Annotated in this window: 12 protein-coding genes; 7 read left to right on the forward strand and 5 right to left on the reverse strand. The window is 69.7% G+C overall.

From position 1 onward, the window contains the following. Nucleotides 1-35: 35 nt before the first annotated feature. From QN357_RS14830 to QN357_RS14840, 3 genes are all read right to left on the reverse strand, one after another. Nucleotides 36-1106 (reverse strand): SDR family oxidoreductase, encoded by a 1071-nt coding sequence (locus QN357_RS14830; RefSeq protein WP_134448874.1) that lies wholly within the window; start codon nucleotides 1104-1106, stop codon nucleotides 36-38. Beyond that, nucleotides 1103-2773: an FAD-dependent oxidoreductase gene (locus tag QN357_RS14835; RefSeq protein WP_322136027.1), complete on the reverse strand. Its 1671-nt coding sequence runs from the start codon at nucleotides 2771-2773 to the stop codon at nucleotides 1103-1105. Before QN357_RS14835 ends, QN357_RS14830 begins: the two co-directional genes overlap by 4 nt. Nucleotides 2774-2901: 128 nt before the next feature. After that, nucleotides 2902-3693: an IclR family transcriptional regulator gene (locus QN357_RS14840; RefSeq protein ID WP_322136026.1), complete on the reverse strand. Its 792-nt coding sequence runs from the start codon at nucleotides 3691-3693 to the stop codon at nucleotides 2902-2904. Between the two features lie 50 nt (nucleotides 3694-3743). Here QN357_RS14840 and QN357_RS14845 point away from each other — a divergent pair, with 50 nt between their 5' ends. The 3 genes from QN357_RS14845 to QN357_RS14855 all read left to right on the forward strand — a co-directional run bounded on the left by QN357_RS14845 (nucleotide 3744) and on the right by QN357_RS14855 (nucleotide 6760). Further along, a complete protein-coding gene (locus tag QN357_RS14845; protein WP_322136025.1) occupies nucleotides 3744-4553 on the forward strand; it encodes an IclR family transcriptional regulator in 810 nt (269 codons plus the stop codon). A gap of 81 nt (nucleotides 4554-4634) precedes the next feature. After that, entirely contained in the window at nucleotides 4635-6107 is a 1473-nt protein-coding gene (locus QN357_RS14850) for a sensor histidine kinase (protein ID WP_166790687.1), read from the forward strand. Continuing rightward, nucleotides 6104-6760 carry a response regulator transcription factor gene (locus QN357_RS14855; RefSeq protein WP_134560034.1) on the forward strand — a complete coding sequence of 219 codons (657 nt, stop codon included), beginning with the start codon at nucleotides 6104-6106 and terminating at the stop codon, nucleotides 6758-6760. The genes QN357_RS14850 and QN357_RS14855 overlap by 4 nt, the downstream gene beginning before the upstream one ends. A 71-nt stretch (nucleotides 6761-6831) precedes the next feature. Here the strand turns inward: QN357_RS14855 and QN357_RS14860 are convergent, their stop codons facing one another. Together QN357_RS14860 and QN357_RS14865 are read right to left on the reverse strand one after the other, a co-directional pair. Next, complete coding sequence (locus QN357_RS14860; protein ID WP_323505113.1) at nucleotides 6832-7134, reverse strand: hypothetical protein; 303 nt, start codon at nucleotides 7132-7134, stop codon at nucleotides 6832-6834. A gap of 125 nt (nucleotides 7135-7259) precedes the next feature. Continuing rightward, on the reverse strand, nucleotides 7260-7655 hold the full coding sequence (locus tag QN357_RS14865; RefSeq protein WP_166790688.1) for a hypothetical protein: 396 nt from the start codon (nucleotides 7653-7655) through the stop codon (nucleotides 7260-7262). 249 nt (nucleotides 7656-7904) lie between these two features. On the opposite strand from QN357_RS14865, the gene QN357_RS14870 reads away from it, so the two are divergent. From QN357_RS14870 to QN357_RS14885, 4 genes are all read left to right on the forward strand, one after another. Next, the gene (locus tag QN357_RS14870) at nucleotides 7905-9086 is read left to right on the forward strand and encodes a 4-hydroxybenzoate 3-monooxygenase (RefSeq protein ID WP_134448882.1); all 1182 of its coding nucleotides are present in this window, start codon (nucleotides 7905-7907) and stop codon (nucleotides 9084-9086) included. A 42-nt stretch (nucleotides 9087-9128) separates the two neighbouring features. Continuing rightward, on the forward strand, nucleotides 9129-9905 hold the full coding sequence (gene pcaH / locus QN357_RS14875) for a protocatechuate 3,4-dioxygenase subunit beta (protein ID WP_134448883.1): 777 nt from the start codon (nucleotides 9129-9131) through the stop codon (nucleotides 9903-9905). Then, entirely contained in the window at nucleotides 9898-10482 is a 585-nt protein-coding gene (gene pcaG / locus QN357_RS14880) for a protocatechuate 3,4-dioxygenase subunit alpha (RefSeq protein WP_322136022.1), read from the forward strand. Before pcaH ends, pcaG begins: the two co-directional genes overlap by 8 nt. Nucleotides 10483-10504: 22 nt before the next feature. Then, the coding region (locus QN357_RS14885; RefSeq protein ID WP_323505114.1) for a lyase family protein at nucleotides 10505-11387 on the forward strand (883 nt) is incomplete at its 3' end.

An 11387-nucleotide genomic window follows, 5' to 3' on the forward strand; every position in this document is an offset into this window, starting at 1 on the left:
GGGTGGTTCGGGTGGTGCGGGTGGTCTGCCCTGGGTCAGACGGCGGTGTATCCGCCGTCGATGACCAGTTCGGAACCGGTGCTGAAGCGGGATTCGTCGCTCGCGAGGTAGAGCACGCCGTAGGCGATCTCGTCGGGTTCCCCCTGCCGGCGGAGCGGATTGCCCTCGACCAGCTGGCGGTAGTACGCCTCTGGCCCGACAGCGCTCATGTCGGCGGCCGTGCGGCTCATCCTCGTGTTCATCGAGCCGGGGTGGATCGAATTCACCCGGATGCCGTGCTCACCGTAGGTCGCGGCGTCGGACTTGGTGAGCAGCCGGACCGCGCCTTTCGTGGCGTGGTACAGCGGCACGCTCCTGCCGCCGGTGATGCCGTGGATCGACGAGAAGTTGACGATGCTGCCGCGCGACGCGGCGATCATGGCCGGGACCACGTACTTCGTCATGAGCCAGGTGCCCTTGACGTTCACGTTGAAGATCCGGTCGAACTCGGCGAGGGTCGACTCGTGCGAGGGCGCCGCGCGCCCGATGATACCGGCGGCGTTCACGAGGATGTCGGGAACGCCGACCGTCTCGAGTACCCGGGCCACGGCGCGTTCCACCTGTTCCGGGTCGGTGATGTCGAGTTCGAGGGAGGTGATTCCCGGCTCGTGCCACGGTTCGGCCGGCGGGGTGACGTCGAGGCTGACGACCACGGCGCCCTCGCGGGCGAGGAGCCGCACGCAGGCGCTGCCGAGGTCGCCGCTCCCTCCCGTGACGATGGCGATCTTGCCGTGCACCCGCCCCTTCCTCTGCTCCGCGTGCGTCGTGGCCGGTTCCGGAACGTCGAAATCGACGGATGCGATCTGCCGGGTGTGCGGGCTGGAGAGGGCGATCAGCGGGGTGTGCAGCGGATGCCCTGCGTACCCGGCCACGTCGGCGGCCGTGTCGAAGTCCGCGACGATCGTGCAGTCCCAGGACCTGGCCTGTCCGGAGAGGTCGCGGCCGACGCTCAGCGACCGGAGCCCCGGCACGTGACCGACGAGACCGTCGAGCCCGGCACGCCAGTCGTGTTCGATCGAGGGAGTGAAGCTGTCTTCGAACCGGAAAAGCACCACGTGGCGGATCATCGGACGACCGCCGTCGCCGCAGCGTCGGCCAGGTCGGGGTAGCCGATCGGGCTGCCTGCGAGGGTGCGGCCGATCAGGTAGCCCATCGTCATCAGCGGCCCGAGGGTCGCGCCTGCGCCGGGGTAACCGGCCCCGTACGCGCTCTCGGTGGTGTTCCCGGCGGCGAACAGTCCACCGATGACGGCGCCGTCGACGTCGACGACGCGACCGACGCCATCCGTCGACACGCCTCCGCTCGTGCCGAAGGCGCCGTTGACGACCGGGAGCGCGTAGAACGGCCCGGTGGTGAGCGGGCCGAGGCTCGGGTTGGGGAAGACGTTCCCCGCATCGCCCCAGTAGGTGTCGTAGCGGCTCCGGCCCCTGCCGAAGTCTGGGTCCTCACCGAGCTCGGCGTAGTGGTTGAAGCGGCCGACCGTCTCCGTGAGGGCGGCCGGGTCGACGTCGATGCGCGCGGCGAGGTCGGCCAGGGTGGCGCCTTCGAGCAGCCACGCCGGCGTCGGCCGGCCGGCGCGGTGGCTCAGGACGCCGTAGCGCTCGAGGAAGGCGTGGTCGAAGACGACGTGGGACGGCGTGTTCAGCGGGGCATTGGCCGCGGGGTCCCACGAGTGCAGGGAACGCGCGAGGTCGTTGTAATCCTGGGATTCGTTCGCGAAACGGCGCCCGTGCTGGTTGACCATGATCGAACCGGGACCCTGGCGTTCGAAGCGGAGCAGGGTGCCGACCTGTTCCCCGTCGCGGAGATCGCCGGGGATGACCGACATCGGCGCCCACCAGGCTTCCCTGGTCCCACCGGTCCGTGCACCGATGCGCTGGGCCATCCGGAGGCCGTCTCCGGTGTTCGACGGGGGAGAGCAGACGACGTGCAGCCGGGTCTGGAGCAGCCCGTCGGCGAGTTCCTTGTCCCACTCGAAGCCGCCGCAGGCGAGCACGACGCCGTCATTCGCGTGGAACGTGCGTCCGTCCACGACGACGCCCGTGACGCGCCCGTTCTCGACGACGAGGCGTTCGGCGCGGGCGTCGACGGAGAGGGTCACGTCGTTCCCGAGGCAGGAGGCGAGCAGCATGCTGACGAGCGCCTGCCCCTTGGCGACGAGGCCCGCCGCTTCCCGTGCCGCGAGTTCTGGCCAGGGGAAGTGGGTGAAGGCTCCCCAGGCTTCGTATTCCTGCATCGTGAAGGGCGCCCGGCCGTCGGTGCGCACGTGTGCCCGCACGGGGCCGAGCGCGGCAGCGGCGTCGAAGAGTTCGGGTTCGACGGTGCGTCCGCCGTCGAGGGCGCCGTCGAGATCCATCCGGTAGTCCGGGAAGTTATCAAGCAGCAGGAAGGCCACGCCGAGCTCGCGTTCGACGTAGCGCAGCATGTCATCGCCGCTGTCGATCGCGGCATCGAAGAGCTCGTCCCTGCCCCGGCCCCTGGAGACCGCTCGCACGTACCGTGCGGCGTCTTCCGGCGAATCCGCGATGCCCGCGCCGCGGGCGAGATGGTTGGCGGCGACCCAGAGCATCCCGCCCGATACCGCCGAGGTCCCGCCGAGCAGGGCCGACTTCTCGACCACCAGCACGCTCTTGCCTTCGTTGGCCGCCGTCGCGGCGGCCGTGAGCGCCGCGGCGCCGGACCCCACCACCACGACATCGAATCGGTCCTGCGGCTTGCCCTGGAGAATTCGCATCGAATCCCACTCCCGTCGTCGTTGACACAAGAATTTGCGTTTCTGAAGACTGCCAACGGTCGGGGTCGCTCATCGTGCCCCTCCCATTCAATGGGAGGAATATTCGCCGGGGAATCGGGGCGTCCCGGTCAGACGGCCCGCGGCATCCGGCTTGTGCCGCCGCGCGGCCGGTCGGAGCCGAGGGCGCGGGAGATGCCGTGCGCCGCGGTCTTCAGGGCGGGCACGGTCGCCCGGAGGTCCTCCTCGCCGAAGGGGACGATCACGTTCAGCGCGGCGATCACCCGATCGCCGCGTTCGAACACCGGAACGGCGATCCCGGTCGTGTTCGGCACGATGATCCCGGGCACGGAAGCGTGGCCGAGCTGCCTGATCCCGGCCAGTAGCCGGCGCAGGGCTGCGGGTTCGGTGACGGTGTGTTCCGTGTAGCGCACGAGTTCCCTGCCGAGCACGTCGTCCTGGAACTCCGGCGGGGAGTATGCCAGGAGCACGAGCCCGGACGAGCACGCGTGGATCGGCAGCCGGCCGACGATCTGGGTGATGTTCACCGCCGAACCGCGGGTCGTGAGCCGCTCGATGTAGAGCACGTTCTCGCTGTCGAGCAGGCTCAGGGTCGTGTGCTGCTGCACGACGGCGTGCACGTCCTCCATGAAGGGAAGCGCGATCTCGCGCAGGTCGGTGGTGCGCGAGCCCCGCGAGGCCAGCTCCCACAACCGGATGCCGAGGCGAACTCCTCCGTCCGCGTCGCGCTCGAGGAGCCGTTCGTCGAGGAGCTGCACGACGAGCCGGTGGGTCGTGGCGAGTGGGATGCCCACCCGGCGCGATAACGCGGAGATCGTCATGGACGAGCGATGGGAATCGAAGGCGTCGAGAATCGTCACGAGCCGGGACAGCAGGGAGTCGCCGGAGCGGGAATTCGCCATGGCCCCACAATATGCTGCCCGCCGGTGCGCGGGCGAGTAGCGTGGTGCTGATGTCAGGGAAGCCCGCACAGTCGAGGGGAACCGAGGACGCTGCGGCGTTCCCGGTCGATGACCGCGGCGTGGCCGCCCGGCTCTTCGCCATTCTCGACGCGTTCACCGCGCCGCCGGCGAGTTCGCTCACCCTCACCGCGATCGCGCAGCGCACCGGGATCCCGCTGACGACGGTGCATCGCCTCGTCGGCGAATGGACGAGCTGGGGAGGCCTTGCCCGCCAGGAAGACGGACGCTACGCGCTCGGGATGCGGCTCTGGGAGGTCGGGGTGCAGACCCCGACGGCGCGGAACCTGCGCACGATCGCCCTGCCCTATCTGGAAGACCTGTACGAGTCGACCCACGAGCACGTGCACCTCGCCGTCCTCGATGGGAGCGACGCCCTCTACCTCGAGAAGCTGTCCGGGCACCAGGCCGTGCGGGTGATCTCCCGGGTGGGCGGCCGCCTCCCGCTGCACGCGACCGGGGTCGGACTCGTGCTGCTGGCCTTCGCTCCGAACGAGGTGATCCAGACCTACCTGGCCGGGCCGTTGCCGCGGTTCCTGCCACAGACGGTGACCGACCCCGAGGAATTGCGGCGGCGCCTGGCCGGCATCCGCGCCCAGGGCATCGCCCGCATGTCCGAGGAGATGACAGCCGGTTCGAGTTCGATCGCGGCGCCGATCCGGGACCGCACCGGCCAGGTGGTTGCGGCCGTGTCTATCGTCACCCGCACAACGCCCCGGTCGAGCCCCGAGCAGGAACAGGCCGTGCGCGTCGCGGCCCACGGGGTCGGCAGGGCGCTCGGGTACCGCCGCGCCGCCGGCTGAGTGCGGATCAGCTGCGGACTGATTGCGGACTGATCGCGCGGGGATGCCCGCTCGATGGTTGCGGCAGTCGATAATGGGGGAATGCCCGTTGAGGAGCTCGTTCCCCGTGGTCGATGGCGACCCCTGCTGTCGGTCCGGGTGCGCATCCTGGCCGCCATCCTGGTCGTCACAGCGTTCGGCATGGCCACCGCGGGGACGACCGCGTATCTGGTGCAGCGCGAACGAACCCTGGATGCTCTTGACGCCTCACTGAAGGTGACGGTCGAGGACGCCCGTTTCATCGCAGGGGACTCCGGGCTGACCACGGTGGCCGGCGTGCTCGGTGCCGTCGTGCAGCGGGTGCGGCCGGGAACGAATGAGTCCACACTCGCCGTCATCGACGGTGCTGCGGCCTTCGCCCCCGCTGGGGACGTCGCCTTCCGCCTCGAAGACGACGCCGGGTTCGTCACGCGGATCACAGCCGAGACGTCGGGCGGAGCAGTCGTGCTCGGCACCGCGGTCGGGAACGGACGGGCTGTGCGCTACGTCGCGGCACCCGTCACCGTCGGCACGGACCCCGCCGCCGGGGTGTTCAGCGCCGCCTTCGATCTCGACGCCGAGCTGCGGCCCGTCACGGATGCCTTCCGCACCTACCTGGGAGTCGCCGCGCTGACCCTGGTCCTGCTCGGCCTCGTCGGCTGGCTGGTATCCGGACGTCTGCTGCGTCCCATCCGTGCCCTGCGTGAGGCGGCCGCGCGGATCACCGCGTCCGACATGAGTGAGCGCATACCGGCCTATGGCCGGGACGATGTCTCACTCCTGACCGAAACCGTCAATGGCATGCTCGACAGGCTCGATCACTCGATCACCAGCCAGCGTCGCCTGCTCGACGACATCGGCCACGAGCTCAAGACTCCGATCACCATCGTGCGCGGGCACCTGGAACTCATGAACGAATCCGACCCCGCCGACGTTGCAGCGACGAGGGCACTGGCGATCGACGAGCTCGACCGGATGAACGGCCTGGTCAGGGACATCTCCGCGCTCGCAGAAGTGCACAGGCCGGTGAGCCTGAACCTGGCGCCTGCCGACATCGCGGCCCTCACCGAACTCGTGCGCGCCAAGGCAGCTGCGCTCTCCGACCACCACTGGGTGTCGAGCCGGAGTGCCGCTGTCATGGCTACCGTCGACGCCGACAAGCTCACCCAGGCCCTGCTCCAGCTCGCGGCAAACGCTGTCAGTCACGGTTCGCCCGGAGGAACGGTCGACATCGGCAGCGCGGTCGACCGGGCGGCGGACGGCTCATCCCGGCTGCGGCTCTGGGTCAGGGACGACGGTCCAGGGATCAGTATCGAGGCGCAGGAACACATTTTTGAACGATTCACGCGTGGAGCGGTCGGACGGGGAGAGACCGGTTCCGGACTCGGCCTCGCGATCGTCGCGGCGATCGCCGACGCCCACGGCGGTTCGGTCCTGGTGACGTCGCAGCAGGGACAGGGCGCGACCTTCACGCTCGATATCCCGCTCCCGCCCCGAAGCGTCGAAGCGCCAGAGACCACGGAGGTCACCCCATGAGCCGCATCCTGATCGCAGAGGACGAAGCGCGGATCGCGACCTTCGTCGACAAGGGCCTCTCGGCGGCCGGGTACGCGACGTCGGTCGTGCGCACCGGACCTGACGCACTCGACTTCGCCCTCACCGGCGGATTCGACCTGATGGTGCTCGACATCGGCCTTCCGGGCATCGACGGTTACGAAGTACTCCGCAGACTGCGCGCGGAGGACTCTGCGCTACCGGTGATCGTGCTGACGGCGCGGGACTCTGCAGAAGACACCCTGGCCAGCCTTCAGGGCGGTGCCAACGACTACATGGCCAAGCCGTTCCGGTTCGATGAGCTGCTCGCCCGCGTGCGCCTGCGTCTGGCAGATGCCGCCAGAGTCCTCGAACCCGTCCTGGGCGTCCCTGGGCTCCAGCTCGACCTGCGTAGCCGCCGGGCGATCGTCGGTGATCACCAGGTGGACCTGTCGGCCAGGGAATTCGCTCTGGCCGAGGAATTCCTGCGCAACCCCGACCAGGTGCTCAGTCGGGAGCAGCTGCTCAGCCGGGTCTGGGGGTACGACTTCGATCCCGGTTCGAACGTTGTCGACGTCTACGTCGGCTATCTCCGGGCCAAGTTCGGCGCCTCGCGCATCGAAACGGTCAGGGGAATGGGCTACCGGCTGCGCTGATCGCGCTGAGCCGGCAGCCCATTTCCCGTCCCCGGCGACGAGCCCGGGCGGATATCGGTGTTCGGGGAGTTCTAGCCGTTGCTGCCGTGCCCGGAGTTGTCGTGCCCGGTGCTGTCGTGGCCGGAGTTGTCGTGGCCGGAGTTGCCTGAGCCGGAGGTGTCCGTTCCGTGGTCGTCGCCGACGTCGTGGGTTGCGGGGTCGTCGGTGCCGACGATGGTGCCGGGTGTGGTCGTGCTGGAACTGCTGGTCGGCGTCGGGATGACGTCGCCGTGCCTGCCGGTGTCTGCCTGTGCGGTGGCGATACCCGCAGACAGGAGCCCGGCGAGGCCGAGGGTGGCGAGTGCGAGGGAACTCTTCTTTGTCAGGTGGGCCATGAGATGTCCTTTCGACGGCGCCGGGACCGGCGCTTCAGCGGATGTCACTGAGTGCTTCCACTCTGCGGTGTGGTTCTAAGCCCGGAAGGAGACGCCGGTGAGAGCTCTCTTAGCGTTCGGGCGGTTCAGTCCTTACCGCTGCTCCCACTGCTGCCGCTGCCACCGCTTCCTCCCGATCGGTTACCGCCGTGGTCGTCGACGACAACCGGCGTCGGGGCAGGCACCAGCTCGGGCACGGGTGCGGTGGTCGGTATCGTGGCCGGGACCGTGCCCACCGACGGCGCGCCGGTGGAGACCGCGCTCGGCGCGACGACCGGGGCGTCGCCCGTGGCGGGCGGCTGGGTTCCGACCGTGACCCCGGGAACGGTGAGCGGCGTCCCCGCCTGGTCCGCGAGCGCGAGGGAGCTCACCATGGCTGCGGCAAGGCCGGCGGTGGCGACGACGACGATGAGTGCAGCCCCGGCGAGGCCGGCACGCGTCCGCCGCCGACGACTGTCAGGTGCTGGGATGGGCTCGCGCATTGATCTGCTCCTATTCAGCGGGGGAAGGCTCCACAGCCAGTGTGCCGTCACCGGGCGTCGGGGTCATCATCCGACAGTGTGCCTGTCCTCGATGAGGCAGACGCGAGACGCGTGTGAGAGCTTTCTTAGAAAGATCTGCTTGCCGTGAGTCCAGCCCGCGATCTTTCACTCAGTGGAAACGGCTGCGCTGGAGGGTTGCTGACTCCGCAAGATGGTGCGATCACCTGTCATCGTCGCTAGGAGAACCCCGTGTCCCCAGAAAACACCCGTGTCGCCATCATCGGCGCAGGCCCCGCCGGTCTTCTCCTCAGCTGGGCGCTGCGGGACGCCGGAATCGACTCGATCGTGGTCGAGAACCGTTCGCAGGACTACGTGCTCGCCCGGATCCGGGCCGGCGTACTCGAGCAGAGCGCCGTCGAGACCCTCACCCGCCTGGGGCTCGGCGAGCGGATCAGGACCGAGGGCCTCGAGCACGACGGCATCTACCTGCAGTTCCGGGGCGAACGCCACCACGTCGACTTCCAGGAGCTCATCGGCCGCAGCGTCACGGTGTACGGCCAGCAGGAAGTCGTCAAGGACCTCATCGCGGCGCACAACGCCGCCGGCTCGACGATCTACTATGAGGCGGCGGATGTCGCCGTGCACGACCTCGAGTCGAGCGCGCCGCGGGTGACGTTCACCCACGCGGGCGAGGCCCACGAGATCACGGCGGACTTCGTCGTCGGCGCCGACGGCTTCCACGGCGTCTGCCGCGCGAGCATCCCCCGCGAAGCCATCACGCTCTACGACCGGAGTTACCCGTACGCCTGGCTCGGGATCCTCGCGAACGTGGCTCCGTCGACCGACGAGCTCATCTATGCGCTGCACGAAGACGGCTTCGCAATGCACTCGATGCGTTCGCCGCACGTCTCCCGGCTCTACCTGCAGGTCGACACCGCGGACTCGCTCGACCAGTGGCCGGACGAACGGATCTGGGAGAACCTGCACGCCCGGCTCGGCGTGCCGGGCTGGACCCTCCAGGAGGGCGAGATCACCGACAAGTCGATCACGCCCATGCGCAGCTTCGTGGCGTCCCGCCTCGCGTACGGCAGTCTCTTCCTCGCGGGGGACGCCGGACACATCGTGCCGCCGACCGGGGCGAAGGGCCTCAACTCCGCCATCGCCGACGTCACCATGCTCGCCGCCGCCCTCGCCGCCCACTACGCGGACGACGACGCCCTCCTCTCCGGTTACGGCGAGGCGGCGCTCCGCCGCCAGTGGCGCGTGCAGCAGTTCTCGCAGTGGATGACCGACCTGCTGCACCGCAACCGCACCGACCTGCAGACGATGGAGTTCGACTACCAGAGCCAGCTCGGCCGTCTCGACTACGTCACGGGCTCGGTGCACGCCCAGCGCGAGCTCGCCGAACAGTATTCCGGACTCCCGTTCTAGCCCCGCACTCCCGACCCCATACTCCCGAGAGGAATCAGCGACATGACCGATACCACGTCACAACACGAGATCTCCGCAGAGATGCAGGCCATCGAGGCGGAAGCCAGGGCCCGCGTCGCGGAGGGCAACGCCCCGGAACTGCACCCGCGTCGCGACTACCCTCCCTATCGCAGTTCGATCCTGCGGCACCCGACCCACGAGCTCGTGCGGGCGGACCCCGAGGAGATCGAACGGCACTCGCCCGCCTTCGGGCACAGCGACGTCAGCCCCCTCGAGAGCGACCTGACCATCCAGCACAACGCCGAACCTCTCGGCGAGCGGATGACGGTGTCCGGGCGGGTGCTCGACGGCGAGGGCCGCCCGGTGCGGCACCAGCTCGTCGAGGTCTGGCAGGCCAACGCCGGCGGACGCTACGTGCACAAGCGCGACCAGCATCCCGCCCCGCTCGACCCCAACTTCACCGGCGTCGGCCGGGTCATCACGGGGGACAACGGCGAATACTCCTTCACCACGATCAAGCCGGGACCCTACCCGTGGCGGAACCACCTGAACGCGTGGCGGCCGGCACACATCCACTTCTCCCTCTTCGGTACCGCGTTCACCCAGCGCCTGATCACCCAGATGTACTTTCCGGGCGACCCGCTCTTCGCGCTCGACCCGATCTACCAGTCGATCACAGACCCCGCAGCGCGCGCCCGGCTGATCGGCGTGTACGACCACGACCTAAGCGTGCCGGAGTTCTCGCTCGGCTACCGGTGGGACATCGTGCTCACCGGTCCGAAATCCACCTGGATGGAAAGTGAAGAAGCCCATGACTGAGTCGCCTGCCGCCCGGTACGTGCAGACCCCCGCGCAGACCGTGGGCCCGTTCTACGGGTTCGCGTTGCCGTACGACGGGGGAGCCGAGCTCGTGCCCGGCCACCACCCGCACGCGATCCGGCTGCACGGAACCGTCTTCGACGGCGCAGGGGAACCGGTGCCCGATGCCATCCTCGAAATCTGGCAGGCCGACGAGACCGGCGCCTTGCGGACCGAACGGGGCTCCCTCGCCCGCGACGGCTTCGGCTTCACGGGCTTCGGCAGGGCGGCCGTCGACTTCGGCGGTCACTACACCTTCACGACGGTCGAGCCCGGCCCGGTCGCGGGCGGTGCGCCGTACGTGCTCGTCACCGTGTTCGCCAGGGGGCTCATCCACCACCTCTTCACCCGGGCCTACTTCCCCGGGAATGCGGAGCTGAATGCCACGGATGCCGTGCTCGCCGCGGTCCCGGCGGACCGGCGGCACACCCTCGTCTGCGTGCAGGAAGGGACCGGGCCGACGGGCGCTGCCTCGTACCGGTTCGATATCCGCCTGCAGGGCGAGAACGAGACCGTGTTCCTGGATTTCGATGCCTGAGTCAGTGCTGCCTGAGTCTTCGATGCCTGAGCCCATTCTCGACGTCGGGCTGCTGGCTCCGCTCGACCACGGCAGCAGGGCGCGGGCGCTCACGAGCGACGCGGCCTGGCTGCAGGCGATGGTCGACACCGAGCTCGCCCTGACCAGGGCGCTCGTCGACGCAGCACTCGCCCCCGAGTGGATGCTCGGCGTCTGCGACACTCTCGCCGACGCCGGTGCGCTCGACCTCGGTGCGATCGCGCGGGAGGGACGCGGCGGCGGCAACCCCGTGATCCCGCTCGTGAAGCACCTCGGGCTCGCCGCGGAACGCGTGCGTGCAGGGGCCTCCGACCACATCCATGTCGGCGCCACGAGCCAGGACGTCCTCGACACGGCGGCGATGCTCGTCGCCGACCGGGTCTGCGGCGAGCTCGCCGACCGGCTCGGGGAATTCGCCGCCGCGCTCGCCGTGCTCGCGGGGCAGCACCGGGACACGATCATGGCCGGCCGCACCCTGGGCCAGCAGGCCTCGCCCACGAGCTTCGGCTTCGTGGCGGCCGGCTGGCTCGACGCCGTGCTCACGGCCGCGACCGCGCTCGCCCGGGTGCGCGCGGGGCTGCCAGCGCAGCTCGGCGGCGCTGTCGGGAACCTCGCCGTGCTCACCGCCATCGCCAACGCCCGCTCCGGGGTCGCCGGGCCGGCGGCATCCACGTCGGGCACCCCGGCCGTCGAGGTCGTCACGGACCGGTTCGCCGCCCGGCTCGGGCTGCGCCGCCCGCTGCTCAGCTGGCACACCGACCGCCTGCCGGTCGTGGAACTCGGATCCGCGCTCGCCGCGGTGACCGGGGTCGCCGGGGCGTTCGCCCTCGACGTGTCCGTGCTGTCCCGCACCGAGATCGCCGAGGTGAACGAGCGGCTCGGTGCGG

The sequence above is a fragment of the Cryobacterium sp. RTC2.1 genome (assembly GCF_035018685.1).
Lineage (GTDB): Bacteria > Actinomycetota > Actinomycetes > Actinomycetales > Microbacteriaceae > Cryobacterium > Cryobacterium glucosi.

What these genes read in the sequence shown, in the direction of transcription:
- QN357_RS14850 (WP_166790687.1), top strand. Translation starts at nt 4,635, where the DNA reads ATGCCCGTTGAGGAGCTCGTTCCCCGTGGTCGATGGCGACCCCTGCTG.
- QN357_RS14860 (WP_323505113.1), bottom strand. Translation starts at nt 7,134, where the DNA reads ATGGCCCACCTGACAAAGAAGAGTTCCCTCGCACTCGCCACCCTCGGC.
- QN357_RS14835 (WP_322136027.1), bottom strand. Translation starts at nt 2,773, where the DNA reads ATGCGAATTCTCCAGGGCAAGCCGCAGGACCGATTCGATGTCGTGGTG.
- QN357_RS14845 (WP_322136025.1), top strand. Translation starts at nt 3,744, where the DNA reads ATGTCAGGGAAGCCCGCACAGTCGAGGGGAACCGAGGACGCTGCGGCG.
- pcaG (WP_322136022.1), top strand. Translation starts at nt 9,898, where the DNA reads ATGACTGAGTCGCCTGCCGCCCGGTACGTGCAGACCCCCGCGCAGACC.
- QN357_RS14865 (WP_166790688.1), bottom strand. Translation starts at nt 7,655, where the DNA reads ATGCGCGAGCCCATCCCAGCACCTGACAGTCGTCGGCGGCGGACGCGT.
- QN357_RS14830 (WP_134448874.1), bottom strand. Translation starts at nt 1,106, where the DNA reads ATGATCCGCCACGTGGTGCTTTTCCGGTTCGAAGACAGCTTCACTCCC.
- QN357_RS14855 (WP_134560034.1), top strand. Translation starts at nt 6,104, where the DNA reads ATGAGCCGCATCCTGATCGCAGAGGACGAAGCGCGGATCGCGACCTTC.
- pcaH (WP_134448883.1), top strand. Translation starts at nt 9,129, where the DNA reads ATGACCGATACCACGTCACAACACGAGATCTCCGCAGAGATGCAGGCC.
- QN357_RS14840 (WP_322136026.1), bottom strand. Translation starts at nt 3,693, where the DNA reads ATGGCGAATTCCCGCTCCGGCGACTCCCTGCTGTCCCGGCTCGTGACG.